Annotated in this window: 29 protein-coding genes and 1 tRNA gene; 12 read left to right on the top strand and 18 right to left on the bottom strand. The window is 33.7% G+C overall.

From position 1 onward, the window contains the following. The 8 genes from Q0893_RS19090 to Q0893_RS19055 all read left to right on the top strand — a co-directional run. A partial coding sequence (locus Q0893_RS19090) for a gliding motility-associated C-terminal domain-containing protein (RefSeq protein WP_299278791.1) occupies positions 1-1,254 on the top strand: 1,254 nt, incomplete at its 5' end. A gap of 32 nt (positions 1,255-1,286) precedes the next feature. Further along, a complete protein-coding gene (locus Q0893_RS19085) occupies positions 1,287-2,216 on the top strand; it encodes a type IX secretion system membrane protein PorP/SprF (protein ID WP_298904889.1) in 930 nt (309 codons plus the stop codon). A gap of 10 nt (positions 2,217-2,226) precedes the next feature. After that, entirely contained in the window at positions 2,227-4,200 is a 1,974-nt protein-coding gene (locus Q0893_RS19080) for an OmpA family protein (protein WP_299278787.1), read from the top strand. A gap of 108 nt (positions 4,201-4,308) precedes the next feature. After that, positions 4,309-4,833, top strand: a complete 525-nt coding sequence (idi, locus tag Q0893_RS19075; protein ID WP_298904896.1) for an isopentenyl-diphosphate Delta-isomerase — start codon at positions 4,309-4,311, stop codon at positions 4,831-4,833. Further along, complete coding sequence (locus tag Q0893_RS19070; protein WP_298904898.1) at positions 4,833-5,243, top strand: 6-carboxytetrahydropterin synthase; 411 nt, start codon at positions 4,833-4,835, stop codon at positions 5,241-5,243. The genes idi and Q0893_RS19070 overlap by 1 nt, the downstream gene beginning before the upstream one ends. Beyond that, entirely contained in the window at positions 5,240-6,211 is a 972-nt protein-coding gene (locus Q0893_RS19065) for a type I phosphomannose isomerase catalytic subunit (RefSeq protein ID WP_299278783.1), read from the top strand. Before Q0893_RS19070 ends, Q0893_RS19065 begins: the two co-directional genes overlap by 4 nt. 26 nt (positions 6,212-6,237) lie before the next feature. Then, complete coding sequence (locus tag Q0893_RS19060; protein ID WP_298904904.1) at positions 6,238-6,507, top strand: hypothetical protein; 270 nt, start codon at positions 6,238-6,240, stop codon at positions 6,505-6,507. Between the two features lie 59 nt (positions 6,508-6,566). Next, positions 6,567-6,640: transfer RNA gene (locus tag Q0893_RS19055), tRNA-Thr, on the top strand. Positions 6,641-6,693: 53 nt separating this feature from the next. On the opposite strand, the gene Q0893_RS19050 is transcribed toward Q0893_RS19055, so the two are convergent. From Q0893_RS19050 to Q0893_RS19005, 10 genes are all read right to left on the bottom strand, one after another. Next, complete coding sequence (locus Q0893_RS19050; protein WP_299278778.1) at positions 6,694-7,419, bottom strand: DUF4369 domain-containing protein; 726 nt, start codon at positions 7,417-7,419, stop codon at positions 6,694-6,696. 51 nt (positions 7,420-7,470) lie between these two features. Next, entirely contained in the window at positions 7,471-8,730 is a 1,260-nt protein-coding gene (locus Q0893_RS19045; protein ID WP_298905006.1) for a DUF819 family protein, read from the bottom strand. Positions 8,731-9,274: 544 nt separating this feature from the next. Next, positions 9,275-9,454 carry an Arc family DNA binding domain-containing protein gene (locus tag Q0893_RS19040; protein WP_298904910.1) on the bottom strand — a complete coding sequence of 60 codons (180 nt, stop codon included), beginning with the start codon at positions 9,452-9,454 and terminating at the stop codon, positions 9,275-9,277. A 1-nt stretch (position 9,455) separates the two neighbouring features. After that, positions 9,456-10,406: an alpha/beta hydrolase gene (locus Q0893_RS19035; protein WP_298904912.1), complete on the bottom strand. Its 951-nt coding sequence runs from the start codon at positions 10,404-10,406 to the stop codon at positions 9,456-9,458. Then, positions 10,403-10,909 carry a DUF1648 domain-containing protein gene (locus Q0893_RS19030; RefSeq protein ID WP_299278773.1) on the bottom strand — a complete coding sequence of 169 codons (507 nt, stop codon included), beginning with the start codon at positions 10,907-10,909 and terminating at the stop codon, positions 10,403-10,405. The genes Q0893_RS19035 and Q0893_RS19030 overlap by 4 nt, the downstream gene beginning before the upstream one ends. 1 nt (position 10,910) lies before the next feature. Beyond that, positions 10,911-11,069 (bottom strand): hypothetical protein, encoded by a 159-nt coding sequence (locus tag Q0893_RS19025; protein WP_298904918.1) that lies wholly within the window; start codon positions 11,067-11,069, stop codon positions 10,911-10,913. Positions 11,070-11,078: 9 nt separating this feature from the next. Further along, the gene (locus Q0893_RS19020) at positions 11,079-11,276 is read right to left on the bottom strand and encodes a hypothetical protein (protein ID WP_298904920.1); all 198 of its coding nucleotides are present in this window, start codon (positions 11,274-11,276) and stop codon (positions 11,079-11,081) included. Between the two features lies 1 nt (position 11,277). Then, the gene (locus Q0893_RS19015) at positions 11,278-12,138 is read right to left on the bottom strand and encodes an SPFH domain-containing protein (protein WP_298904923.1); all 861 of its coding nucleotides are present in this window, start codon (positions 12,136-12,138) and stop codon (positions 11,278-11,280) included. A 251-nt stretch (positions 12,139-12,389) separates the two neighbouring features. Further along, positions 12,390-13,319 (bottom strand): alpha/beta hydrolase, encoded by a 930-nt coding sequence (locus Q0893_RS19010; protein ID WP_299278767.1) that lies wholly within the window; start codon positions 13,317-13,319, stop codon positions 12,390-12,392. 378 nt (positions 13,320-13,697) lie between these two features. Next, positions 13,698-14,297 carry an alpha-ketoglutarate-dependent dioxygenase AlkB gene (locus Q0893_RS19005; RefSeq protein WP_299278764.1) on the bottom strand — a complete coding sequence of 200 codons (600 nt, stop codon included), beginning with the start codon at positions 14,295-14,297 and terminating at the stop codon, positions 13,698-13,700. Positions 14,298-14,327: 30 nt separating this feature from the next. Between Q0893_RS19005 and Q0893_RS19000 the strand changes: the two genes are divergently transcribed. Beyond that, on the top strand, positions 14,328-15,011 hold the full coding sequence (locus tag Q0893_RS19000) for a M15 family metallopeptidase (RefSeq protein ID WP_298904929.1): 684 nt from the start codon (positions 14,328-14,330) through the stop codon (positions 15,009-15,011). A 2-nt stretch (positions 15,012-15,013) separates the two neighbouring features. Here Q0893_RS19000 and Q0893_RS18995 read toward each other — a convergent pair whose 3' ends face one another. The 5 genes from Q0893_RS18995 to Q0893_RS18975 form a co-directional block, all read right to left on the bottom strand. Then, complete coding sequence (locus Q0893_RS18995) at positions 15,014-15,559, bottom strand: YfiT family bacillithiol transferase (protein ID WP_299278760.1); 546 nt, start codon at positions 15,557-15,559, stop codon at positions 15,014-15,016. Further along, positions 15,532-16,047, bottom strand: a complete 516-nt coding sequence (locus tag Q0893_RS18990; RefSeq protein ID WP_298904935.1) for a hypothetical protein — start codon at positions 16,045-16,047, stop codon at positions 15,532-15,534. Before Q0893_RS18990 ends, Q0893_RS18995 begins: the two co-directional genes overlap by 28 nt. A gap of 62 nt (positions 16,048-16,109) precedes the next feature. Then, on the bottom strand, positions 16,110-18,380 hold the full coding sequence (locus tag Q0893_RS18985; RefSeq protein WP_299278756.1) for a TonB-dependent receptor: 2,271 nt from the start codon (positions 18,378-18,380) through the stop codon (positions 16,110-16,112). A 37-nt stretch (positions 18,381-18,417) separates the two neighbouring features. After that, positions 18,418-19,314: a FecR family protein gene (locus Q0893_RS18980; protein ID WP_299278753.1), complete on the bottom strand. Its 897-nt coding sequence runs from the start codon at positions 19,312-19,314 to the stop codon at positions 18,418-18,420. Between the two features lie 48 nt (positions 19,315-19,362). Then, positions 19,363-19,878, bottom strand: coding sequence for a sigma-70 family RNA polymerase sigma factor (locus Q0893_RS18975; RefSeq protein ID WP_298904943.1), 516 nt, complete (start codon positions 19,876-19,878; stop codon positions 19,363-19,365). A gap of 237 nt (positions 19,879-20,115) precedes the next feature. Between Q0893_RS18975 and ffh the strand changes: the two genes are divergently transcribed. From ffh to Q0893_RS18960, 3 genes are read left to right on the top strand one after another with little or no spacing between them, the layout of a single operon-like run. Then, the gene (ffh, locus tag Q0893_RS18970) at positions 20,116-21,444 is read left to right on the top strand and encodes a signal recognition particle protein (RefSeq protein ID WP_298904945.1); all 1,329 of its coding nucleotides are present in this window, start codon (positions 20,116-20,118) and stop codon (positions 21,442-21,444) included. Between the two features lie 46 nt (positions 21,445-21,490). Continuing rightward, positions 21,491-22,366 (top strand): bifunctional 5,10-methylenetetrahydrofolate dehydrogenase/5,10-methenyltetrahydrofolate cyclohydrolase, encoded by an 876-nt coding sequence (locus tag Q0893_RS18965; RefSeq protein WP_298904947.1) that lies wholly within the window; start codon positions 21,491-21,493, stop codon positions 22,364-22,366. 25 nt (positions 22,367-22,391) lie between these two features. Further along, positions 22,392-23,102 (top strand): TIGR02206 family membrane protein, encoded by a 711-nt coding sequence (locus tag Q0893_RS18960; RefSeq protein WP_299278747.1) that lies wholly within the window; start codon positions 22,392-22,394, stop codon positions 23,100-23,102. Here the strand turns inward: Q0893_RS18960 and Q0893_RS18955 are convergent. From Q0893_RS18955 to Q0893_RS18945, 3 genes are all read right to left on the bottom strand, one after another. Next, complete coding sequence (locus tag Q0893_RS18955; protein WP_298904953.1) at positions 23,088-23,510, bottom strand: VOC family protein; 423 nt, start codon at positions 23,508-23,510, stop codon at positions 23,088-23,090. The genes Q0893_RS18960 and Q0893_RS18955 overlap by 15 nt on opposite strands. Positions 23,511-23,635: 125 nt before the next feature. After that, positions 23,636-24,511, bottom strand: a complete 876-nt coding sequence (locus Q0893_RS18950; RefSeq protein WP_298904954.1) for a hypothetical protein — start codon at positions 24,509-24,511, stop codon at positions 23,636-23,638. A 71-nt stretch (positions 24,512-24,582) separates the two neighbouring features. Beyond that, complete coding sequence (locus tag Q0893_RS18945; RefSeq protein WP_299278743.1) at positions 24,583-25,671, bottom strand: AraC family transcriptional regulator; 1,089 nt, start codon at positions 25,669-25,671, stop codon at positions 24,583-24,585. Positions 25,672-25,701: the final 30 nt, after the last annotated feature.

The following is a 25,701-nucleotide window of genomic DNA, read 5'->3' as shown; positions in this document are numbered from 1 at the left end:
TATGTAATTACTCAGGCCGATATCGATGCAGGTGTTGTGACTAACCAAGCAACGGCAACTGGAAATGATCCACAAGGCGGGACAGTGACTGATGATAGTGATGATCCAAACGATCCAACCGATACAGATAACAATGGAGATGGAGAACCAGATGATCCAACGGATACAGATTTACCACAAACAACGTCATTAAATGTTGTTAAGGTTGCCGATATTTTAGATAATGGTGATGGTGTTGTAGGTGTAGGAGATGTTATTACTTATACGATAACAGTAACCAACGATGGAAACGTGACATTAGATAATGTAACTATTGTAGATACGTTTACAGATGCAAATGGTATTGTTTTAACACTTGATTCTGGTCCAATATTTGTAAGTGCAGATCAAGGTAGTGCAGAAGGTGATTTACTTGCTGGTGAAACAGCAACATATACCGCAACATATACAATTACACAAGATGATGTTGATGCTGGTGGATTGATAAATAGTGTTGTAGCAGATGGAACTGGACCAGATGGAACCACTACAACTGATACAAGTGATGATGGAGACGATACTGATGGAAATACGGAAGATGATCCAACAGAAACTATGACAGATTCTGATTTTGAATTATCAGTAACGAAAGAACTTGATATTGCCGAGCCATTAATTGGTGATGAAGTAACGTTCACAATAACAGTGGCAAACGAAGGGTTTGTAACAGCAACAGGAGTTGTGGTAGAGGACATTCTTCCAAGTGGATATACATTCGTTTCAGCCATTACAACGGCAGGAACATATTCTGAGATTGATGGAGAATGGACTGTCGGACAATTAAATCCAGGTCAAGTTGAAGTTTTACAAATAACTGTTGAAGTTTTAGGCTTTGGTGATTATTTAAATACAGCTACGATTACTCAATTTGCTGGTGGAGACGATCAGAATGAAAATAATAATAGTGATTCAGTTGGTGTAGATCCGATATGTTTAACGATTTACAACGAATTCTCTCCAAATGGAGATGGAGTTAATGAGTTCTTTGTTATCGATTGTATAGAAACTTTCCCTAATAATAAATTAGAGATTTATAACAGATGGGGAAATATTGTTTATGAAACAAGAGCTTATAGAAATGATTGGGATGGTACTTCAAATGGAAGAGCTGTTCTTAGTCAAGGAGATAAGCTACCAGTTGGTACATACTACTATGTGATTGATTTAGGAAATGGTTCTGAACCAAGAGTAGGATGGTTATACATAAACAGATAATTAATAACGGCAAGATTAAAAACAATATTAAAATGATACAAAAATCATCATTAGTAAAAGGATTAATACTGTTAGTGTTTTGTGCACTAACCATTAATACTAGTTTTGCGCAGCAAGACCCTCAATATACCCAGTATATGTATAATACGATGAGTGTTAACCCTGCTTACGCTGGACAAAGAGAAGTGTTGAGTGTTACAGGTTTACATAGAACACAATGGGTAGGAATAGATGGAGCGCCTCAAACGCAAACTCTTGGAATCCATGCGCCACTCAGAAATGACAAAATAGGCTTAGGTTTATCTATTGTGAATGACGCTTTAGGTCCGGCAAATGAGACTTATATAGACGCTAATTTTTCATATACGATTCGATTGAATGAGTCACTAACCAAATTATCTTTTGGAGCTAAAGCTGGTGCCCATTTGCTCGATACAGATTGGAGTAGAGGTCGTTTCCAAAATCCTGATGCCGTATTTAATCAAAATATTAGCCTGTTTTCACCTACAATAGGTGCCGGTTTGTATTTGCATAATAGAAAATGGTATATTGGTTTATCTGTACCTAACTTTTTAACTACAGAGCATTATGATGATTTTCAGGAATCTGTAGCTAAGGAACGAATGAACTATTACCTCATTGCAGGTTATGTGTTTGATCTTAGTGAAAATACTAAACTGAAACCAGCAGCCTTGGTGAAAGCCGTTTCAGGAGCGCCGTTAATTGCGGACGTGTCGGCAAACTTCTTGTTTAATAAGAAATTCACTTTAGGTGTAGCATGGAGATGGGATGATTCAGTTAGTGGTCTAGCTGGTTTTCAAGTGACGGATGGCTTATATATTGGTTATTCTTATGACGCAACAACCACTAATTTAAATAATTATAATAGCGGTTCGCATGAAATTATGCTACGTTTTGAATTACAGAAAGTAGGTCGAATATTATCACCAAGATTCTTCTAAAAAAATGATTATGAACACACACAAAATTATATGTATCCTAACGTTGAGCTTGGTTTTTTCAATGGGATACGCTCAAAAAGGAAAAATTAGACAAGCGTCTAAAGAGTATGATAACTTAGCTTACTTGAAAACAAGTGAGATTCTTTTAGAAGTTGCTGAAAATGGCTATACATCTGTGGATTTACTACAAAAATTGGCCAATTCATTCTATTTCAACAATCAAATGGAAGAAGCTGCTAAATGGTATGGAGAACTCATGAAAATGGATGTTGATGGTATTGATCCAGAGTATTACTTTAGATATGCTCAGGCTCTAAAATCGATCGAAAACTATTCAGAATCTGACAAATGGATGAAAAAATTTGCTTCTGAAGATAGAAGTGATTTAAGAGGAAGAGCTTTTTCTTCAACCGTGGATTACCTTGCAATGATTGATGAAGCCAGTAGAGATTTCGAAGTTTATAATTTAGATATTAATTCTGAACTTTCAGATTTCGGGTCTACTCAATATAAAAACCAACTTGTTTTTGCATCGTCTCGTGGTGGCGGTAAAAAGTATAAATGGAACGAACAACCTTACCTCGATCTATTTTCAGCAGATAAACAAGAAGATGGTACTTATAGCAACGTTTCGAAATTTGATAATGATGTAAATACTAAATATCACGAATCTACCGTAGCTTTTACACCAGATGATCAAGTCATGTATTTTACACGTAATAATTATTACAATAAAAAGTATAAAAATAGTGAAGACGGTACCAATCGTTTAAAAATCTTCAAAGCGACTCTAAATGACAATGGTGAATGGGATAACATTGAATCGATTCATTTTAATAGTGATGAATACAGCGTTGCGCACCCAACAATCAATGTGCAAGGAACAAAAATGTACTTTGCTTCTGATATGACTGGTACCTTAGGGAAATCAGATATTTTTGAAGTCGATATTAATGATGATGGCACTTTGGGAGAACCCGTTAATCTTGGAGCTGCTGTAAATACTGAAGGCCATGAAACGTTTCCGTTTATTAATTCTGAAGGCGATTTGTATTTATCGTCAAATGGATTTAATGGTTTAGGCGGACTAGATGTTTTTGTTATTCGTGATTTTGAAAATAAAAGGGCCTTAAACCAGCCAATGTCTCTTGAAAATGTAGGCCGACCAATAAATAGTTCTATGGATGATTTTGGTTATTATGAAAACCTTGGAACGAAAGAGGGCTTTTTTACATCCAATCGAGAAGGTGGTAAGGGAGACGATGATATTTATAGTTTTACAATTCCAGAATGTGAACAGGTACTTGAAGGTACTGTTAGAGATAAGGAGACAATGGAACTATTGGCAGGAGCCGTTGTGACTTTATTTGATGGCAATGGAAATCAATTACAGCAAATGACAGTTGGAAATGATGCATCATATAAATTTGAAGGCTTAGCCTGCGAAATGGAATTTTTAGTTCGAGGAGAAAAAAATACCTACGCATCAGATGAAAAGCGTTTTTCAACTCCTAAGAAAAAACAAAAACTTGAAATAGAATTATTGCTCGAAAAAGATGAAGTAGCTTTAGAGCCATGTGCAGATTTAGCTAAAATTTTGGACATTCCGATTATCTATTTTGATTTTGACAAATATGATATTCGTTATGATGCCGAAGTTGAGCTACAAAAAGTATTAGCTGTGATGAACAAATATCCAACCATTACAATCGATGTTAGAAGTCATACAGATTGTAGAGGCCCAGCAGCATATAACGAAAAATTATCCGAAAATAGAGCACAGTCTACGCGTCAGTATCTTATTGATAAAGGTATTGCAGCAGATCGCTTAACGGCTAAAGGTTATGGTGAATCGCGATTGGTTAACGATTGTGGTTGTGAACCAACAAATAACTCGTCATGTAGTGAAGAAGAACATCAACTAAATAGACGTAGTGAGTTTATCGTAACGAGTATTAATGGTCAAAAGTGTCCAGAAAATTAATCTAGACACCATAATATCTATTAAATAAAAGTTAAAAGCTGTCTATTTATGGACAGCTTTTTTGTTTCTAGTATTTTTTTTAACATTTAGTTGTTATTTTTGTTAGCTATGACAGAAGAACATGTAATTCTTGTAAATGAAAACGACGAGCAGATAGGTACAATGGCTAAAATGGAAGCTCATGAAAAAGCCATCTTACATCGCGCATTTTCAGTATTTATCTTTAATGATAATAACGAACTAATGTTACAGCAACGTGCAAAACATAAGTACCATTCTCCGTTATTATGGACTAATACATGCTGCAGTCACCAAAGAGTGGGTGAAACAAATATTGAAGCTGGAAAGCGTCGTTTACAAGAAGAAATGGGATTTTCTGTAGATTTAAAAGAGACAATTTCGTTTATATACAAAGCACCTTTTGATAATGGATTAACAGAGCATGAATTTGATCATGTGATGATAGGGCATTATAACAAAGAGCCATTGATTAATTCAGATGAAGTCGAGGCATGGAAGTGGATGCCTATAGAAGCTGTTAAAGTAGATATAGAACTTCACCCAGAACTTTATACGGCATGGTTTAAAATCATTTTCGATAAGTTTTACGAACACATTAATATCATCAAGTAATGCGAGTAACAGTTAGTAGAAAAGCACACTTTAATGCAGCGCATCGCTTATATCGTAGCGACTGGAGTTTTGAAAAGAATGATGAAATCTTCGGAAAGTGTAATAATCCAAACTATCATGGTCACAACTATGAACTTATTGTAAGCGTAACTGGAGAAATTGATAAAGACACAGGATATGTCGTTGATATGAAAATATTAAAAGACATTATAAAATCTGAGGTTGAAGATGCTTTTGATCATAAAAATTTAAACGTAGAAGTCCCAGAATTCAAAAATTTAAATCCTACTGCCGAAAATATAGTGGTTGTTATTTATAATAAAATCAAGCCAAAGTTGAATGAGGATTTCGAGATTGAAGTTACGCTGTATGAAACACCACGTAATTTTGTAAGCTATTCTGGAGAATGAAAACTGAATTATATCCCTTAAAATTCCAACCCATTTTGAAAAACAAGATTTGGGGTGGACAGAAGTTAAAATCACTACTTAACAAAACATCTACATTACCTAATGTTGGAGAAAGTTGGGAAATAAGTGATGTAGAAGGCGACACATCTGTGGTCCTAAATGGTGTATTAAAAGGACAAACACTAAAAATGCTTCTTGATCATTACAAATCAGATTTGTTAGGCGATAGGAATTATAAAACATTTGGAAATAAATTTCCGTTACTCATAAAATTTATTGACGCCAAAGAAGACTTATCTATTCAATTGCACCCTAATGATGAATTGGCTGCGAAGCGCCATAATTCTTTTGGAAAAACAGAAATGTGGTATGTTATGCAAGCTGACGATGATGCCAATTTAATTGTTGGTTTCAATCAAGAAATGACAGCCGAAAAATATCTTAAACACCTAGATGATAAAACGCTTACGGAGATTTTAAACTTCGACAAAGTAAAACAAGGAGACACTTATTTTATAGAAGTTGGTCGCGTTCATGCTATTGGAGCAGGTGTTATGCTTGCCGAAATACAACAAACAAGTGATATAACGTATAGAGTTTATGACTGGGATCGTGTTGATGACCAAGGGAACGAAAGGGAGTTGCATAATGATTTAGCCATTGACGCGTTCGATTTTGAAATGGAAGATAATTTCAGAGTTAGTTATGAGCGTAAAAAGAACCAGTCAAATGAAATGGTAAGCTGTAATTATTTTACAACGAGTATGCTTCATGTTACAGAAACGATATTGAAACAAAACACCAAGGATTCTTTTTTTATTTATATGTGTGTTGAAGGTGAGGTAGTTATCGAAACGGAACATGGTTCTGAGTTATTAAAAGCAGGGGAAACTATACTACTTCCCGCAGTGATAAAAACCTATAAAATAACAGCTACTAATGCAAAACTATTAGAAGTTTATGTTTAATTTTGTAGCAAATAAATTTTAAAATTATGGCAAATATTAGAGACCTAAAAAAAGACATTAATTTTGTTTTAGGAGATATTATAGAAGCAGTTTATGTGTGGGAATATAACAACACAGATAAAGGCACAAAAGAGAGTGAGGCTATTATTGATGAAGCAATTGCAACGTTTGACGAATTAATTGCGAAGGTTAATGATAAGAGTGTTGAGAATAAAAAAGCACACTTCAAAGCAATTAACAATGAGCTTGAAGAAAAAGGAAGAGCTTTAATTGATAAATTAAACAAATTAGGATAATTTTTTTTAAGAGTGTTTGCAAATTTAGATTTCAATATTATATTTGCACCTCTTAAAAAGCCGATGTAGCTCAGCTGGCTAGAGCAGCTGATTTGTAATCAGCAGGTCGTGGGTTCGAGTCCCTCCATCGGCTCAAAAAAAAATCCCAAACTTAAGTTTGGGATTTTTTTTTATTTATAGATGACTCTAGTCTTGGTTTTCTTTCACTAGTTCGTCTTGAGCTTCTTGTCGCTCCTTTATAAAATCATTTAACTGTTTGCCGTATTTTGAACTTTTTATATGAGGTGTAAGCGTGTCATAAATTTGTTGTAAATAACTAATACTAGTATTAGGAATTTCGCTAATAGCCAAGTAAGGAGACACTTCGCTATCACGATGGTTCACAGCAAAGTTAATCGTATAACGATATTTACTTTTTAATAAATTGTCAAATTCTGTTTTAAGAGCATTAGTTTTACTCGTGTCATTCTTTTTTTGAGATTCTAAACTCTCTTTAATCATATCTAGATTTCGGTCATTATAATTAGACATCATATTTAAATATTCGTCTAAAACAGTTTGCTGTTTTGAGCCTTTTACGACAGCATCAAAATTAAACTTCTTTAAAGTAGAACTAATTTCCGTGATTCCCTTATCAGCGAAAAAAGCAATCGTGCCATCTTCGTTATCATTTTTGTCTAACTTTAAGAATAAAACTTCTGGTTCCGGTAGCTCCGAATGAAGAACAAAATTAGAGTCGCCATTCACAGCAATAGAATCTAAAGTTACCATGATGGTGTCTTTTTGTTTCTGTAAATAAACAGTCCCTTTTTTTAAACCTTTGACATGGCCATTAAGTGTAAAATCATGTTGTTCCTCTTTTCCACAAGAAACCATTAAAAGTCCAATCAATATAACAATGCAGTACTTCATTTAATTTTTAAATTTTAAGAGAGCAAATATCACATAATTATTTGTGAAATACTAACCAGCGGCAGCTAATTGCATAAGAGCAGTACAGCCTATAGCAGCTATAGTTCCTATAGCGTAACCAAAAACAGCGAGCAGAACACCTACAGTAGCTAATGATGGATGAAAAGCCGATGCTACAATAGGAGCAGATGCGGCACCTCCAACATTAGCCTGGCTTCCAACCGCTAAAAAGAAATATGGCGCTTTAATAAGTTTGGCAACTCCAATAAGTAATATGGCATGAATAGACATCCAAACGGCACCAATAGCAATAAGTCCTAGGTTATCAAAAATAAGAGTTAAATCCATTTTCATACCAATGGTTGCAACCAAAATATAAATGAATACACTACCAAATTTACTGGCACCTGCGCCTTCGTAATTTTTGGCTTTGGTAAACGATAATAGTATGGCAATCAAGGTAGCGATACTAATCATCCAGAAAAACGAAGATCCTAAGAATGTGAATATATTTTTTGTGGTTTCGTTTTCAATACCGTTTACCATATTTTCAAAGAAAGGTGCTAAAAATCCAGAACATAGATGTGCAATACTAACCGTTCCAAACGCAATTGCACCAATAATCATTATATCTGTAAGTGATGGGTTTCGTTTTACTTTTTCTGAAAAAGTCGATACTTTTTCTTTCAGTTCTTCAATTGACGAGGTATCGGCTTTTAACCATTTATTGATACGATTTCGTTTTCCAATTCCTATTAATATTAGCGCCATCCATACGTTGGCAATAACAATATCAACAAAGACCATTCCGCCGTATAATCGTTGATTATAACCATATATTTCTAACATAGCGGTTTGATTAGCACCACCACCAATCCAACTTCCCGCTAACGTAGATAAGCCTCTCCAAACGGCGTCTGGGCCAACACCTCCAACGGTTTCTGGTGATACGGCAGCAATTAATAAAATGGCAATCGGACCACCTATAACAATACCAAGCGTACCCGTAAAGAACATCACTAAGGCTTTCCAACCTAAGTTGAAAACGGCTTTTAGATCGATACTTAGTGTCATAAGTACAAGTGCTGCGGGCAATAAATAACGACTAGCCATGTAGTATAAACTTGAGCCATGCTCTACGATAGTTTTATCATCTGAAATGCTTTCCCACTCTGGAGCAATTAAACCTGTAGTTGTTAAAACGGCAGGTAACATATATGCTACAAATAACCCAGGAACAATTTTATAAAACTTAGACCAAAAATCTGATTTTATAGATTCAGTTAGGAATACAAAGCCTAATGCTAACATTAGTAAACCAAATACAATAGTGTCTTTTGTAAAGAGTGGAGGTTTTATATACGCTGTTGATGTCTTATTAATCACATCAACGTCTATTTTTTGGCCATTTTTATAAAATTCAAGATTATTAATTTCTAAAATTGGCGTGTCAATAAAACTTTCATCTGGCCTTATAACAACCTGAATGAGGTATTCAGAATTTAAAGCAAATACATTTTCAGAATTAAATTTTACCAAGGCACTATAATTCGAAATCTCACTTACCAATCCTTTATTTTCATGACCAAGGATGTCTTTTATTTTAGCAATAGAATCTTTTGTGGTGACTACAAATGAAAATTCGTCAAAACTGAGGTTTTTTGCTGAAATGGGAATGGCAAAATCTTTAGTGCTATTTTCTTCGACGCTTTCTATGGTTAACGTTTGTGCTTGTAATGTGCTTGAAAATAAGAGTAGTATTAAAAATAAAATGCTGAAATTGGAAACTGCCTTCATATAAAAAGTTTAGATATGCAAAATACCAAAATAAAAGCGCATAAAAAAAGCGACACTGTTAAGTATCGCTTTCGTTATTTTTTTTTGGCTTGGGCGCTCTGTTTTTTTCTTTGAGGTATTGCATAAGCATCCACTCAATTTGCCCGTTGGTACTTCTGAATTCATCGGAAGCCCATTTTTCGATAGCCTTGAGCATATCTTCATTAATTCGTAATGCAAATGCTTTCTTTTTTGACATTTTATTGTTTTATAAAATCTTCAATTGTTGTTACTAATTCTTCAGACAAAGGCACGTTAGGTGTTGTATAAGAAACCATTTGTTCTGTATCTTCTGTTATAGTTTTAAGCGTATGATTCATGTTTTTGATAATAACTAACTTGGAATTTGGGCTGGCTTTATGCAATACTTCTGCGTCTTCAACAAATACTTGTATGTCTTTATCGCCATTTAAAATCAATATAGGCATTTTTAATTTTTTAATTTCGTCTATAGGATTATACTTCATCCAAGATAAAATAAAAGGTTGAGCAGGTTTATTAAATAAAGCCATTAAGTTAGGGTCTACCTTTTCTATAAATCCTTTTTCTGATAATTCGTTGAAATGTGACTTTACTAAATTAGCAATAGAGTCTCCATTTTGTAATCTCACCTGCTTAACAAGGGCAACATCCAAGGGATGACCAGCTCCTGCTAAAGAAATGTATTTGCTTACGTGTGTCTGATCTGCTAACATGGCAACTAATGATCCTTGACTGTGACCAATAAGCGTTATAGATGAGAAACGTTTGTCATCTTTAAAGCTATTGATGACTATGTTTACATCATCAACGTAATAATTGAACCGCGAGTCTTTAATTACTAATTCTAAATTTTCTGTTGTTGCAGATCGTTTGTCATACCTATAAAACGCAATATTTCGAACAGCTAAACTGTCACTAAGCTGCTTAATATAATTTGGATTGGCGCCAGCGCTAGCTTGATTACCATCTCTATCGACATTTCCAGAGCCATGAACGAAAATCACCAATGGTTGTTGGTTTAAGTTGCTGTTGTATGTTAACGTTCCTGGTAATTTAATAGTTCCGTTTTCTAGAAGAATATCCTCAGATATTAAACCTTGTTGAGAAAAACAAGCGTTAGTAACGCCTAAAACGAATACAACATATAAATATATTATTCTTACAATCATGATTTATTTATTTTTCTACTATAAATTAAAATGAAAACTGGAAGCATAACGCTAATGCCAATTGTAACAGGGATAAACCACGACCCTAAATTACTAGGATTGCCTTTAGCAGACTGAATGGTGTGAAAAGCTATTACAGCAAAAATTAAAATGACAAATAAATTTGTAAAACGCAGTATTCTTGTACTTAAACGATAGTTTTTTAAAGCATTGTCTTCTGTGATATTAACCATGTAATTATGAATGTGTGGAAACTTGTTTAAAATAGATAAACCCACAAACATGATAAGACCAAAACTTGGTAAAAGCCATAAAAAAGATTTTTGACTATGCCCATCAACTTCTCCTTTTGCATTAAAATGAGAAGGAATAATATCTGGCAAATCTGAATATGACATAAATGTATAGATGAAAAGTAACAATAATATGGTAACTGTTATTAAATCTACAATCATGTCTAAAGTCTCATATGGGACTTTTATTCTTGGTCTATTCGTTTTCATTTTACCTGTTTTTATCACGTTCAAAAATAACGCTACCCCAACCTTGGGTAATAGTGTTGACGGTCCAACCTTCTCTTGAGTATTGATTGAGTAAATCTTCAAAATGTTTAGTTCTATTTCTAAGACCTAATTTTGGTACAACTACTTTATATTCTTTCATCTTTTTAGCTTATGATTGTTCGTTATTTTTTGATTGATTATCACCTTTAAATACGAGTAATGCTAATACGACACCAATACCTGTTCCTATGGCAGAACCATAAACAACACCCATGGCTATATCACCAATAACGGCTCCTATTGTAGTGCCAATACTACTGCCTATGGCACTACCAATTGCAATACTGTATATTTGATTTTTATTCATTTTAGTGATTTAGTGTTCCCGTGTTTAATACTGGTGAAGCGTCTTTATCTCCACAAAGAATAACCATTAAATTGCTTACCATTGCAGCTTTACGTTCTTCGTCTAAATCTACAATTTGTTTTTTACCAAGTTCTTCTAAAGCCATTTCTACCATACTAACAGCACCTTCGACAATTTTATGTCTTGCTGCTACAATAGCTGTTGCCTGCTGACGTTTTAACATCGCGTTTGCTATTTCTTGAGCATAAGCCAGATAACCAATTCGAGCTTCTAAAACTTCAATTCCTGCAATAGCTAAACGTTCCTCAATCTCTTTTTCCAAGGCATTACTTACCTCATTTACACTAGAGCGTAATGTAATGTCTTCGTCATGGCCTTCATCTGCGAAATTATCATAAGGATACATACTTGCGAGTTTACGTACTGCAGCATCTGTTTGTACGCGAACAAAGTTTTCGTAGATGTCTACATCGAATGCAGCTTTATATGTATTATGTACACGCCATACAAGAATTGTACTTATCATTATAGGGTTTCCGAGTTTATCATTTACTTTTAAACGTTCACTGTCAAAATTTCTAGCACGTAAAGAAATTTTCTTTTTTGTATAAAAAGGGTTTACCCAATAAAATCCATTCTTTTTTACTGTGCCAATATATTTTCCAAATAACAATAGTACACGAGAACCATTAGGTTGTACCATAATAAATCCGGGTGCAATAATAATTGCTATTGGAAGTATTATTAAATACTCTGGGTTTTCTGTTGCAATGGCTGTAACTATTGATCCAAAGAATAATATAAGAAATACAAAAAGCATCAAGTAACCGTTTGCTGGGACTATTATTTTCTCTTCTTTCATCTGATTAGGTTTTAATTAAATAATTCAATATGATATTATTTTGATATCAAATTTACATCAAATATTTTTAATCTGCAAATTGAGTTTGGCACGCCATTTGCTATATGTAAATTGTAAATGCTTATGAAGATGTTAGACAAGGAGTGATTACCTTATATAACGGAGTAACATTTATCATTTGGTTGGTTAGTTAGTAAAAACGCATCTCAGACTTTGAGATGCGTTTTTAACATTTAGTATGTAAATGAATATTATTTTTTCAGTATAAAACTAGATACTATTGTTACGAGTTCTTCGGAAATTTTTCTAAAAGACTCATTGTAAGATTTGGAATTTTCAAGCTCATCACCTGGAATAATAAATAACACATGATTCATGTTCTTTATAATTTCTATTTCAGATTTACCTGAAGATTGATTTAGAATTTTTGCCTCATCCACAGAAACTTGTAAATCTTTAGTCCCGTTTATTATGAGAATAGGCATGTCCAGAGATTTAATAATATCTTGAGGATTGTATTGCATCCAGTTCATGATAAAAGGTTGAACATCTGCTCTAAAAATTGAGCCCAAGGCTTGAGGGTAATTCGTAGTTAATTGACCTTGTTTTAAACTTTCAAATGCCTTCTTAGTGTCTGCCTCTAACGAAGGATCCATTGCTGTTATTTGCTCTGTAATTACTGCATCAATAGATTTACTCGCACCAGCAAGGGAAATAAAACCATCGGCTTTATCTTTAGCGGCCAACATACCAACCAAACTACCTTGTCCATGACCAATAACATAAATTTTAGAGTAACTTTCTTGTGCTTTAAAATAATCGATAACAGCTGTTGCATCAGATACAAAATCATCAAAAGAAATATTAGGGTCTATTTTCTTTTTAAGAATTTGCTTTACAATACGCTTATCATATCTAAAAGTAGCTATGCCTTTATTGGAAAGAGATTCTGCCAGTTTTTTTAACGAATTATTATTGGAGAAATTTTGATTTCCGTTTCTATCTGTAGGTCCGTAATCGGCAATAATAATAGCCAGTATGGGTTTCTCAACATCATTTGGGACTAATAAGGTACCATCAATTAGTTTATTTACTGCTACTTCTTGAGCCACAAACTTAGGTTTTTGAGCATTGAGCATACTGCTAAAACATAAGAAGAGAACAGCGATGTAATATTTCATAGTCGTTTTTTTTATGATATCAATTATAGATGTACCAAAGTTAACTAAAAATCATAACGAAAATTATGTCTTTTTATGACACTAACTCTAAATTTTTTTAATTTTCAAAACTGCATTTCATCGATGAAATGCAATATTTCATCTTTAAATGTTAAAATTAAGCGCATTTCATCGATTAATTGTGTATTTTAACTTGTAAATTAGAATAGAGTTTTATATTTGAAGTGTACTAAAATTTAGTTTTTAGTTCAATGGATTAATTAATTAATATTTGCATATGTGATGGCTTAGTGACCCTAAATCTACCACATATTTAAAAAGCAAATTAGGAGAACCAAGGTTGAGGGACCTTGGTTTTTTCTTTTTATATAATTGATCTCAAATGATACTTCTAAATGTGAGATTAATGCGTGCTCCAATATTTTTTTTGGTCTTAGCAATTTGATGTAACCAAAAGTGTTGCATCTCTCCTTTCATTACCAATAAACTTCCATGGTTTAGGTTGAGCTGGTACTTTTCGGTTTTAAGATGTCTATGTTTAAAATGAAAGGGTCTTACAGCACCAAAACTCACAGATGCGATAATTGGATTTTTACCAAGTTCCTTTTCGTTGTCTGCATGCCAGCCATTACTATCATTTCCATCTCGATATAAATTTAGTAAGACACTGGTAAATTGATGTTTAATTTCTTGTTCTATATCTGTTCTTATTTGAGACAGTTCTGAAGTAAATTGGTGTGGATGCATAATGATATTTGAGTAAGAATACGGTTTATCATTATTGGCGTATAGTGCTGTTAATCTGGGTTGTTTATGAGTTTTTCCAAAAATTGTGATATCATCTTGCTGCCATGATACTGTTTCTTTTAAAGTTTCAAAATAATGATTGGCTCTATCCAAATTATAAAAACAATCTATATAAATGAGTTCCGCATTCGGCAACTTTAATCGTGTTTTTTCTTCGGAAAATAAGTCCATCATTTAATTTTTATCTAAATTAGCTATATCATGAAGATTCACAAAATAATAATTCCTTTGGCTCTGGTGGCCATTTTAGGGTTTACTACTCAAGAAAAAAATGCACTCCCTGAAGGGTTTATACATGTCAAAGATGTTATTCCAGACATTGAAGTTGAACTGCGTTATTATTCTAAAAACAATTTTGTTGGAGATACCATTGTTGGTTACAAAGCCAATACTTTAATTTTAACTAAACAGTCGGCTGAAGCTCTAAAAAAGGTGCAAGACGAACTACAAGATCAAAACTTGTGCTTACTTGTATATGATGGCTATAGACCGCAACGCGCTGTGAATCATTTTATGCGTTGGGCAAAAGATTTAAACGATACTATAAATAAGCAACAGTTTTATCCGAATGTAGAAAAGCGGCATTTATTTAAAGAAGAATATATAGCCTCAAGATCTGGACATAGCCGAGGAAGTACTCTAGATCTTACTATTATTGATGCCAATACTAATGAGCCGCTAGATATGGGAAGCCCTTATGACTTCTTCGGAAAAGAATCTTGGGTAGACCATCCTGATTTAACTAAGAAACAGAAAGCCAATAGACAGTTACTTCAAAGAGTGATGTTGAAACACAATTTTAGAAATTATCCAAAAGAATGGTGGCATTTTACCTTACGATGGGAGCCATTTCCGAAAACATATTTCGACTTCGAAGTAGAGTAATATTAAAACGCACCTTTATATGTAATCGCCTGTTTGATATGGGCTAAATGATGATTGCTATGCCAAGCATAAGTTCCAATAGTTTCATCTAGTCTAAAACGTTGGCCATGTTCGGGATGCACAAACGTTCTTGAGAGTTCTTCTGATGATAAATTGCGTAGTAGTTTACCAAGTTTTGCGTGCAATCCTTTGAGTAAACTTAAAGTGTCTTCCAAATTGTCATCAGTTCCATCAACAAGGTTTGCCCAACGATCTTCGTAATAAGGTCTTATGGTTGGAGCGTCTTCGGTAAGTGCTAGTTTAAAACGTATAATGCTGTTCATATGACTATCTGCACAATGATGAACAACTTGTTTGATGTTCCATCCATTAGGTCTGTAAGGCCAGTTAAGTTGCTCGCTGGTTAAATCTTTTGTGGTCTCTTCAACCGCCTTTGGAAAATGTTCAATGTCGTTAATCCAATCCTCAATTAGTTCTGAAGAGATGTGTTCTGGTGCATTGAACTTGCCAATTGGGAATTTTAATTTTTCAATTTCTTTTTCAACCATTTTTCTAAATCTTCGTCCGATTTTAGTTTTATTAATTTTTCTATTGCTCGTTCTTTTTCAATACCTGTTTCTTTATTTTTTTTGTAAACCTCAATTAGACTTTTAAGACCAGCTAAATTACCATTGAACGCGCTAGAATCGTCAGGGTTTTCAATAGCATACTTCGTCCAACCTCCTAAAAAAGTCATCAATAAGTCTGGATTTGATTCAATTAGAGGAATCACATATGACGACACTTCTATTGAAACCGTTGGTGATCCCGTCATCCATAGCATTAAAAAAGCGCTCGCGTTCTGTCTTTTAGTTTTTTTCTCGTTTATGGGTGTATTCTCTAACCAATTGATACCATTAATCACATCCTGATTATATTTTTTATAATCTTCAGCAGTGTTTAAAGTGACGTCTTTTGGGATTTCAAAATCTTGAGCTTTAACGGTTAAAGAAATTGAACATAAAAGAAAAGTAGTAAGCAGTAGTTGTAGTTTCATTTGAGATAGTTAATGTTTGATTTAAAAATACTAATTATTTAGTTTAGCATATAACATATGCCTCAAAATCGTACTCTAAAACTAATATTTGGAGTAATTCCTAAAGATAAATTTTCAATCGTAATAATATCACCATCTGTGTTTTCGGCAAAATAGGTGTTTATAATATTTTTTCTATCCAATAAATTCCAAATAGACGCACCAATAGATGCATCCATTTTATTAGTGAGTTTTAGCTGATAAGTTGCTGAAATATCTGTCCTAAAATAATCGCTTAATCTATCGCTATTTGGAGAGGCGTATTCTATTAAGGTATTTGTGTCATCTTGTTGTTGTAAGGGTAAGGTTAAGGGTTTTCCCGAATGCCAATTTACACCTAAGGCCAATTTTAAATCGTTAATAACATAAGTCCCTGCAAACGTAGCTGTATGTCTTACATCAATATTATTTGGAAAAGGATTTCCGTTATTTAAATCGTCAAACTCGTAATCATTTTTGCTGTAAGAGTAACTTAACCATGTACTAAAAGAATCGAATTGCTTATTAATCAAAAAGTCGATACCACTTACTTGATATTTTCCGATGGCATTAGAAAACTGAAACTGGTTTTGAAACCCTTGACTTCTTGTGGTAATTCCGTCAATATCTTTTATAAATGCTTCTGCGCTAATGAGCAGTTTGTTTTTGTTATAATGAATTCCTACAGCGCCTTGAGCACTTTTGATAATGGGAATATCTTCGTTATTAGATAAAATCCAACGACGCTTTTCGATGCCTAAAAAATCATTTTGCAAGTCGATAATTTGAGAAGCAGTCTGGCTTTTTAACTCGGCCAAGAATTCGAGTCTAAAATCGTTGTTTAGTTTATGACTAACAGATAGACGTGGTTCTGTGAAAAATTCTGAAAATTTTTCAATAAAATTAGTTCTCAAACCAATTCTAGCATATGTACTTTTGCTTGCAGAAGTAAATTCGGCTTCGCCGTAAATAGAATGCGTTCTAACCACTTCCTTGACAAAACTTTCCGAGAAAGGATTATCGGTATCTTCGGCATTACTAATGATCACCTCGCTAAATTGATAGCCACCATGTAATTTCAAATGCTCATCAATGTGATTAGTGGCATTAATCTTCAAACCTAAATCATTAACACGATTATCTTGATTGGTACGCTGGCTATTGGCGATGTCAAAATTGGTAGCTTTTAAATCGTAATTAGTATAGTAAAATTGTGCTGTTGTAGTAAGTTTGCTGTTCCAATATTTTAAGTATTCAAAGCCAGTGGCAAAATTATTTTGAATGAGTTCATTTTTTAATGGTGTTTCAGAATTGTCGTTCGACCTTTGATCATATGTGAGATTATTATTAATGGTCAAAAAGTTAAATCGAAATTGATCTTGATCTGTAATATCGTATAAGAATTTGGTAGCAATATCATAAAAGTAAAAGCGCTCATTGTTTGAAATCACTTCAGAGCCTCCCTGTTGTGGGTTAGAAAAATCACTATCCTGAAATACACGCTGCAAATATTGGTCGTAGGTTGGTGTAAAAATGAAATCGGTTACTGATCGCCTTGCAGAAACTTGTATTTCGGCTTGATCATTTAGCGGCACTTTGGCAAAACCGTCGGCGTGAATAAGGTTGAAACCTGCACCAGCAATAAAATCTTGATCGAGGCTATTAGATTGCTGCATGTCTATAACACTCGAAACACCATCTCCAAATTTAACGCTAGTCCCATTTTTTGAGACATTAACTTCTTTAGTGAGATATGGATTAAAGGCAGAAACAAGACCGAAGAAATGTCCAGATTGATACATTTTTATGCCGTCCCATAAAATTAAATTTTGATCATGTGTGCCGCCTCTTACATTAATATTGGAGACACGTTCATCAACACTAATAATACCAGGAAGGGCCTGTATAGTTTGCAATATATCGGGTTCTATTAGTCCAGGAAGAATGCCAAAATCTTCAGTTTTGATATTTATTTTACCGTCACTCTTTTTGGAAATACCTTTGGTTAAGAAATTTGTAATAACGACTTCCTCCAGCTTTTGGGTAATAAAATTACTGAAAGGATTAGAGCGTTTTGAGATGACGATACTGGTCTTATTAAGAATAATAAAGTCTAGATTAGTTTCAGATTTTAAAAACTCTAGAGCGTCTTCAAGAGATAATTCGTCATCAGGTAATACTGCAGTTTTGTTAGCAATAGTCTGATCTAAATAGGTAAAATTGATGTTGAATTTTAGCTCTAAATGTATAATGATTTCGGCAAGTAGAAGTTTGGTTTTTGAATTGTTTTGCGAATAAATGCAGTTTACATTCAAAAAGAATAAGATTATAAAAAGATAGAAGACACCTTTTTTACTCACGTTTTAGCCTAATGATATTGTCCGTTTTACTATACTTTAATTGTAACGGTAAAGTAATGGATTTTAAGGCAATTTCAATATCATTATGCATAAAACTTCCTGTAAAGTTTTGTGACCCGTCAATATTATTAAATTCTACAGACACATTATATTGTCTTTCAAATTCTGCAATAACTTCCCTGTAAGGAATACTTTTGAATGTACTTTTACGGTTTAGCCATGACGGACTGGTTAATTCTTCTTTTTCTGTAGCAATATAATTCCCATCAATAATTAAAAATGTATCTCCAGGAAGGAGTGTTTTTTCTATTTCAGTTGTACTAACATGAACTTTCCCTTCATAACACGTAACTTCAAAATACTGGTTACGCTGCTTCACATTAAACTGAGTTCCTAGTACAGTTACGCTTCCAAATTGAGTTTCTACTGTGAATTTTTTTCCTTTGGCAACCTTAAAAAAGGCTTCTCCTTCTAAAGATAAACTACGATCCTCATCCCAATTAGAAGCGTTAAACACAAGTGTAGACACAGCATTTAAGTCAACTTTAGAAGCATCAGGTAATTCTAGCGATTTGTATTCAGATGCTAAGGTATTTGCAGTGGTGTCTAATGACGTTGTGAAATAGTAGATTCCAAAACAAACAATTAGAATGGCTGCAATTTTAGATAAAGTAGGTAAAAGTTTAAACGATTTATTATGCGTAGTTTTAATCGTATTCCATACAGAATCTAAAGAGGCATCAGTATCCAAAGCGTTTGCTTTAAACCCTTGAAGCTCTAGATTTAGTTTCATTAAATCGTCATAATCCTCAAGTTGCTTGAATGCTTCTAGCTCTTGCGGATTAAGATCGTGGTCTAACCATTTTTGTATGAGGCTTTCTCTATTCATAATATAAATTCACTCATATAACAGTTGAAGTATAAAAACTCCTACCTTTTATAATTCGTCAATATCTTGTCTTAATTTTTTTAAGGCACCATATATACGCTTTTCAACGGCTTTCGTTGAAATACCTAGGATTTCGGCAATTTCCTTAAAGCGTTTTCCTTCAACTCTATTCATTAAAAAAGCAACACGTTGTGCTTCGGTTAAATTAGCAATTGCAAGCTCTAACTTTTCTTTGTATTGTTTTTCTTGAAGAAGAAATTCAGGGTCAATATTAGTGCTGTGTTTTGGTTTAATTTGCCGGTGTCTTAAAACTACTTTTTGATGCGCAAACTCGTTAAGCATCATGTTGTTTGCCGTTGTGAACAAAAAGCTCTTAGCCTTATGCTGAGGTACTTTAGCACAGTTTTCCCACAGTTTTACAAAGGCTTCCTGCATTTTATCTTGTGGATTAAGCTGACTTCCAAATTTATAATAAAGAAAGTCATACAAGTCCTTCGAGTACTTTCTGAAAATAGATGAGAACAACTGTTCTTCACAAATATGGTCCTTTAGTGGTTTTGACATGTTTAATTTTGGTTGCGCTAAGTTATAAAAATTATTGTGGTAGGAATTTTAACGTTTTAGTTGTTCTATTAAAAATATAAGTAATCGTTAAGTAAACTTAACCGTTAGTTTTAGTTTTTAGTTGGTTAAAAAGGATTGTTGGTCATAGCAATCCTTTTTTTATGGCTTAATTTCAAACTTCGCTTTATAAATACATCACAAATCGTTAAATTTGCATCTTTAAAATTCTATAAACATATGTTTAATAATTTAAGTGAAAAGTTAGATAAAGCATTACACGTCTTAAAAGGGCATGGTAGTATTACCGAAGTCAATGTAGCCGAAACTTTAAAAGAAGTTCGTAGAGCCTTACTAGATGCCGATGTTAACTTTAAAATAGCTAAAGAGTTTACCAATAAAGTCAAGGAAAAAGCTTTAGGTCAAAATGTATTAACAAGCCTTCAACCAGGTCAATTAATGGTAAAGCTTGTTAAGGATGAACTAACAGAGCTTATGGGTGGAGATGCGGAAGGAATCAATCTTTCTGGAAATCCGAGTGTGATTTTGATGTCTGGTTTGCAAGGTTCTGGTAAAACGACTTTTTCAGGAAAATTAGCAAACTACCTAAAAAATAAAAAAACAAAACGCCCTCTTTTGGTAGCATGTGATGTGTATCGTCCTGCTGCGATCGATCAATTACATGTTGTAGGAGATCAAATTAATGTTGAGGTTTTTAGTGATAAAGGAAATAGTGATCCTGTTGCAATTGCTCAGGCTGGTATAGCTCATGCCAAAGCTAACGGATTTAATGTTGTTATTATAGATACAGCAGGTCGTTTAGCTGTAGACCAAGCCATGATGGATGAGATTTCTAATATCCATAGTGCTATTCAACCACAAGAAACCTTATTTGTTGTAGATTCGATGACAGGTCAAGATGCTGTAAATACAGCAAAGGCTTTTAATGACATCTTAAATTTTGATGGTGTTATCCTTACGAAATTAGATGGTGATACACGTGGTGGAGCTGCGATTTCAATTAAATCTGTTGTAAACAAACCAATTAAATTTATTGGTACAGGAGAAAAGATGGAAGCCATTGATGTATTCTATCCATCACGTATGGCAGATCGTATCTTAGGAATGGGAGATGTTGTATCTCTTGTTGAAAGAGCACAAGAACAGTACGATGAGGAAGAAGCACGTAAGATTCAAAAGAAAATTGCCAAAAATCAATTTGGATTTGATGATTTCTTGAAGCAAATACAGCAAATCAAGAAAATGGGTAATATGAAAGATTTGATAGGTATGATTCCTGGCGCTGGAAAGATGATGAAGAATGTCGATATAGATGATGATGCTTTTAAGGGTATTGAGGCTATAATTCATTCAATGACACCAGCCGAACGTTCAAACCCATCACTTATTAATGCAAGTAGGAAGAAACGTATAGGAAAAGGGTCGGGAACTTCAGTTCAAGAGGTCAACCAACTTTTAAAACAGTTTAACCAGATGAGCAAAATGATGAAGATGATGCAAGGTGGAAAAGGAAAGGCGATGATGCAAGCTATGAAAGGCATGAGATAATAACTCATGCTTTTTTTATATAATTAAAATACACAACAATCAACACATGGTAATTCTAGACGGAAAAAAAGTAAGCAACGACATTAAAAACGAAATCAAGCAACAAGTTGATAAAATGAAAGGCAAAGGAGAGAAAGTTCCCCATTTGGCTGCAGTAATTGTTGGAAATGATGGTGCAAGTTTAACTTATGTAGGTAGTAAGGTGCGTGCTTGTGAACGCGTTGGTTTTGAGTCTACTATGGTGCGTATGTCTAACACAACAAGCGAAATAGAATTATTAGACAAAATTGAAGAATTAAACCAAAATGATGATATCGACGGATTTATAATCCAATTGCCATTGCCACCACAAATTAACACGCAAAAGGTCTTGATGGCTGTAGATCCTAGTAAAGATGTTGATGGCTTCCATCCTGAAAACTTTGGTAAAATGGCACTTGATATGAGTACGTTCATTCCGGCAACACCATTTGGAATTTTAGAATTGTTAGATCGCTATGGTGTAGAAACTAAAGGAAAGCATACCGTTGTTATTGGAAGGAGCCATATTGTTGGACGCCCAATGAGTATCTTGATGGGACGTAAAGGTTTTCCTGGAAATTCAACAGTGACATTAACACATAGCCACACAAAAAATATTACTCAAATTACATCACAGGCAGATATTATTATCTCGGCGTTGGGTGTCCCAAATTTTTTAAAGGCCGAAATGGTAAAAGATGATGTGATTATAATTGATGTTGGAATTACTAGAGTTCCAGATGATAGTTCTCCTAAAGGATATATTATAACTGGTGACGTGGATTTTACCAATGTAAGCAAGAAAGCGAGTTATATCACACCAGTTCCAGGAGGTGTTGGTCCAATGACTATAGCTATGCTGCTTAAAAATACACTACTAGCTCGCGAGCAACGTATGTAATCTTCTTATTTACTTATATTGCGCTATGATTAAAGTCTTTACTGCTTTAGAACGCGTGCTCATTTTAAGCTGGGAACATCTCCTTCCAATTGTAATAGCCGTCATTTTTGCTGTTGCCGTAATACGCTACGCGAAATCAATTTCTAAAGAAAAACAGCAACGTCTCGTACATTATATTGCCTTAATTGTTTCTATTACAGTTCTTGGTTTTCATTGTTATTATATCACTATTGAGGACTATAATTTTAAAACCGACTTGCCATTATATCTCTGTAGTTTACTTGGCATATTAATTCCGATATATACCTATTATAGACGATACTGGATGTTTGAGATATTGGTATTCTGGATTATTGCTGGAACATTACAAGGCGTTATTACTCCAGATATTGCCGAAGGCTTCCCTAGTTTTGATTATTTCAGATATTGGATTGTACACTTAGGTTTGCTTATTGTGATCTTCTATAGTGTTTTTGTGTTTAAACTGAAACCTAAACTTAAAAGTGTTTTTAAGTCATTTTTTGCTTTGCAGATTTATATCGTATTAATGATTATGGCAAATTACCTTTTAGAGGCCAACTATTTTTATCTGAATGAAAAACCCAAATCAGCTTCTGTATTGGATTATTTTGGAGAATGGCCCTATTATATTATAGTTTGCCAATTGATTATTATTCCATTGTTTCTTATCATTTATTTACCATTCTATTTCCAAAGAAAATCACTTGGCAAATAGTTGATTAATATCTTTAAAGGCTTTAAATTCTAGCGCGTTTCCGGCTGGATCTAAAAAGAACATAGTGGCTTGCTCACCAACTTGTCCTTTAAACCTAATATAAGGTTCAATGATAAATGTTATTCCTTTTTTTACAAGCCTATTCGCAAAATTCTGAAAATCATCCCATGGTAATACCACACCGTAATGTGGCACAGGTACTGCTTTTCCATCAACAGGATTAGTATGGAGATCATCATTTGATTTTGGCTTGAAATGAATAACAAGCTGATGTCCAAATAAATTAAAATCTACCCAGTGCTCACTATGTCTGCCTTCTTTACAGTCAAGGATATCCCTATAAAAAACACGGCATTCGTTTAGATTATGAACAGGAATGGCGATGTGAAAAGGAGGTGTTGTTTTCATAAAAGGAAATGATTTACCCGTAAAAATAATGTTTAATTCTGAAATAGAATTTCAAAAAAAAGGCTTGCTAAACGCATTTAATCCATTTTAGCAAGCCATCATCACATGAGTAAACCATCAACTCATCATTCTGATTTTCGTTTGTATAAACCATCAAATGCATTGGTCCATGTTTGCCCTTGATCTGAGCTAGATTCTTGAACCTGTCTTACAGTGTCGTCGTTTTTGTTGTAATACCATGTCATTCTGTACCAAACCCCATTTCCTTTTGCTATCATGAGCATATCACCATTGGTTTCTGTTTTTGGTTGTTCGTAATGACTAACGCCTCCAGCAGCCACCCAGTTTTGCTTCCATGTTTTATCGTTAACATCGTAATAGCTTATAGAGTTACCTCCATTACTTCCTAGAGGGCGCCAGTTTTCTAAAATTCCACAGTCGCCATTCGTGTTGGTAATACTACTTTCGGCAATTTTTTGATTTTGTACGTAGACATCCCATTCGCCTAACCAGAAATCAAATTGTCTATAGCTTTCATTAAACTTGCATGGGTTTGCTCGTTTGTACATGTTCTCTCGAACTTTTAAAAAACGTTTATTGTTTCTTAAGGCATCAAATTCTTGTTGGTCTAGTCGTTTGTAAAAACCAAACTGCATACTATCAAGTTTTTCCAATTGTACGAGTGCATTTTCGGTTTGATTTTCGGCTGTATAACTTTGAGCAAGTCTCAAGAGAATCGCAGGACCTATAAGACCGCTTTCTTTCACAATCTCTAAATTAGTAATTGCTTTTTTGTGTTGTTTTAAATTTGAATAACTAAAACCCATGAAGTAGTTAGCCATAGAATCTTTAGGATTGATTTTTAGTTGCTCTTGAGCTATTTCAATAACCTTATCGTAATTTTTATTATTAAAATCTGGTTGATACGGACTATTAGGTTGTGCTTTAGTACTTAATGTAAAAGTGAGTATTGCAATTAATGTGAAAAGGAGATGTTTCATAATGTTCGTTTTAAGATGACTCAAAACAACATATAAACGTTCACATGTAAGTTTGTAATTATAAAATTTTACTAATTAGTATGTGCCTTTTTGTATTCGGTAGGCGTGCAATTGTGTTTTTCTTTAAAGACTTTGTAAAAGGTAACTTTATTGTTAAAACCTACATCAAAGTAAATCGTTTTAACGCTGTAGTTGTTTGGCGAAGTCAATAGTTTTTCGGCTTCTATTAAGCGATAATCGTTTATGAATTGGTTGAAATTCTTGCCAGATTTTTTATTAATAACTTTCGAAAGAAGATGAGTAGAATATCCAACTTGATCGGCAAGATGTGCCAAGCGCAAATCATTATCTATAAACGGTTTATCTGCTTCGATATAGTTTACTAGATTATTATATAACTCGTTGATGAGATGATCCTCCAAGCTGTCATTTTTATTTTCTATGGGTAAGAATAAGTCAGAAAAAAACTCACCATCAAAAATTTTAGGTTCTTTATATACAAAATAACCAATGGTATAAATCGTAATGGACATGGCAATTGAAATCATATAATCCCATTGATTATTAAAGAACGAAAAGTTAACGAGAACATAGTAAGAGATATATGATGCTATAAAGAAGCCAAAGAGTAAGATTAATGTATTTACCCATTTAAGACGTATTTTTTGGACTTCGGTTGTTTTATTATTGTTGTGTTTTAGAACCCTTATGCAAAGCATGAGATATATCAATAAATGAATGATAACGTACATGTAATGTGAGACATAATTAAATAGTTTACCTACACGAAGATTATGATTGAAAAGGTGCTTCGAATTGATTAATAGTACGATGGCGATCCAAATAAAACAAGGTATAAAATGGAGAAGTTTATTGTTACTTTTTATGTTAAATAGCTTTAGAATATATATGTAAAGTAAAGGACCAGATGCATAGAGTCCAACAAACTGAAAACTATTAAAGTACGGAAACGTATAACTATAGTTTGTCCAAAACATCACATAAGAAAATAACGTTATTGAGAAAGCAAGGACTAAAAGAGCGATAGGATAGTTTTTTTTATTCCTATTACTTATTAAAATAAAGAACAGAAAGATTCCCATTGCGACTGCAAATAAGAATCCAGATGTCCATGTATCAAAAGAAGGTGTTTGTTGCATCTTAGGAGCTAAAGTAAATAAATTGCCGCT

The sequence above is a fragment of the uncultured Psychroserpens sp. genome (genome assembly GCF_947494225.1).
In the GTDB taxonomy this organism is placed as follows: Bacteria; Bacteroidota; Bacteroidia; order Flavobacteriales; family Flavobacteriaceae; genus Psychroserpens.
This window is presented reverse-complemented; position numbering and strand designations above follow the sequence as displayed.

Excerpts from the sequence above, each read along its gene's own strand:
- Q0893_RS19035 (WP_298904912.1), bottom strand. The coding sequence starts at position 10,406 with ATGATTGTAAGAATAATATATTTATATGTTGTATTCGTTTTAGGCGTT.
- Q0893_RS18995 (WP_299278760.1), bottom strand. The coding sequence starts at position 15,559 with ATGGTTGAAAAAGAAATTGAAAAATTAAAATTCCCAATTGGCAAGTTC.
- Q0893_RS19085 (WP_298904889.1), top strand. The coding sequence starts at position 1,287 with ATGATACAAAAATCATCATTAGTAAAAGGATTAATACTGTTAGTGTTT.
- Q0893_RS19060 (WP_298904904.1), top strand. The coding sequence starts at position 6,238 with ATGGCAAATATTAGAGACCTAAAAAAAGACATTAATTTTGTTTTAGGA.
- Q0893_RS19025 (WP_298904918.1), bottom strand. The coding sequence starts at position 11,069 with ATGAAAGAATATAAAGTAGTTGTACCAAAATTAGGTCTTAGAAATAGA.
- Q0893_RS18960 (WP_299278747.1), top strand. The coding sequence starts at position 22,392 with ATGATTAAAGTCTTTACTGCTTTAGAACGCGTGCTCATTTTAAGCTGG.
- idi (WP_298904896.1), top strand. The coding sequence starts at position 4,309 with ATGACAGAAGAACATGTAATTCTTGTAAATGAAAACGACGAGCAGATA.
- Q0893_RS18975 (WP_298904943.1), bottom strand. The coding sequence starts at position 19,878 with ATGTCAAAACCACTAAAGGACCATATTTGTGAAGAACAGTTGTTCTCA.
- Q0893_RS19015 (WP_298904923.1), bottom strand. The coding sequence starts at position 12,138 with ATGAAAGAAGAGAAAATAATAGTCCCAGCAAACGGTTACTTGATGCTT.
- Q0893_RS18965 (WP_298904947.1), top strand. The coding sequence starts at position 21,491 with ATGGTAATTCTAGACGGAAAAAAAGTAAGCAACGACATTAAAAACGAA.
- Q0893_RS19045 (WP_298905006.1), bottom strand. The coding sequence starts at position 8,730 with ATGTTAGCATTAGGCTTTGTATTCCTAACTGAATCTATAAAATCAGAT.
- Q0893_RS19000 (WP_298904929.1), top strand. The coding sequence starts at position 14,328 with ATGAAGATTCACAAAATAATAATTCCTTTGGCTCTGGTGGCCATTTTA.
- Q0893_RS18990 (WP_298904935.1), bottom strand. The coding sequence starts at position 16,047 with ATGAAACTACAACTACTGCTTACTACTTTTCTTTTATGTTCAATTTCT.
- Q0893_RS19070 (WP_298904898.1), top strand. The coding sequence starts at position 4,833 with ATGCGAGTAACAGTTAGTAGAAAAGCACACTTTAATGCAGCGCATCGC.
- Q0893_RS18980 (WP_299278753.1), bottom strand. The coding sequence starts at position 19,314 with ATGAATAGAGAAAGCCTCATACAAAAATGGTTAGACCACGATCTTAAT.
- Q0893_RS19065 (WP_299278783.1), top strand. The coding sequence starts at position 5,240 with ATGAAAACTGAATTATATCCCTTAAAATTCCAACCCATTTTGAAAAAC.
- ffh (WP_298904945.1), top strand. The coding sequence starts at position 20,116 with ATGTTTAATAATTTAAGTGAAAAGTTAGATAAAGCATTACACGTCTTA.
- Q0893_RS19050 (WP_299278778.1), bottom strand. The coding sequence starts at position 7,419 with ATGAAGTACTGCATTGTTATATTGATTGGACTTTTAATGGTTTCTTGT.
- Q0893_RS18945 (WP_299278743.1), bottom strand. The coding sequence starts at position 25,671 with ATGCAACAAACACCTTCTTTTGATACATGGACATCTGGATTCTTATTT.
- Q0893_RS18950 (WP_298904954.1), bottom strand. The coding sequence starts at position 24,511 with ATGAAACATCTCCTTTTCACATTAATTGCAATACTCACTTTTACATTA.
- Q0893_RS19020 (WP_298904920.1), bottom strand. The coding sequence starts at position 11,276 with ATGAATAAAAATCAAATATACAGTATTGCAATTGGTAGTGCCATAGGC.
- Q0893_RS19010 (WP_299278767.1), bottom strand. The coding sequence starts at position 13,319 with ATGAAATATTACATCGCTGTTCTCTTCTTATGTTTTAGCAGTATGCTC.
- Q0893_RS19005 (WP_299278764.1), bottom strand. The coding sequence starts at position 14,297 with ATGGACTTATTTTCCGAAGAAAAAACACGATTAAAGTTGCCGAATGCG.
- Q0893_RS18955 (WP_298904953.1), bottom strand. The coding sequence starts at position 23,510 with ATGAAAACAACACCTCCTTTTCACATCGCCATTCCTGTTCATAATCTA.
- Q0893_RS19030 (WP_299278773.1), bottom strand. The coding sequence starts at position 10,909 with ATGAAAACGAATAGACCAAGAATAAAAGTCCCATATGAGACTTTAGAC.
- Q0893_RS19080 (WP_299278787.1), top strand. The coding sequence starts at position 2,227 with ATGAACACACACAAAATTATATGTATCCTAACGTTGAGCTTGGTTTTT.
- Q0893_RS19040 (WP_298904910.1), bottom strand. The coding sequence starts at position 9,454 with ATGTCAAAAAAGAAAGCATTTGCATTACGAATTAATGAAGATATGCTC.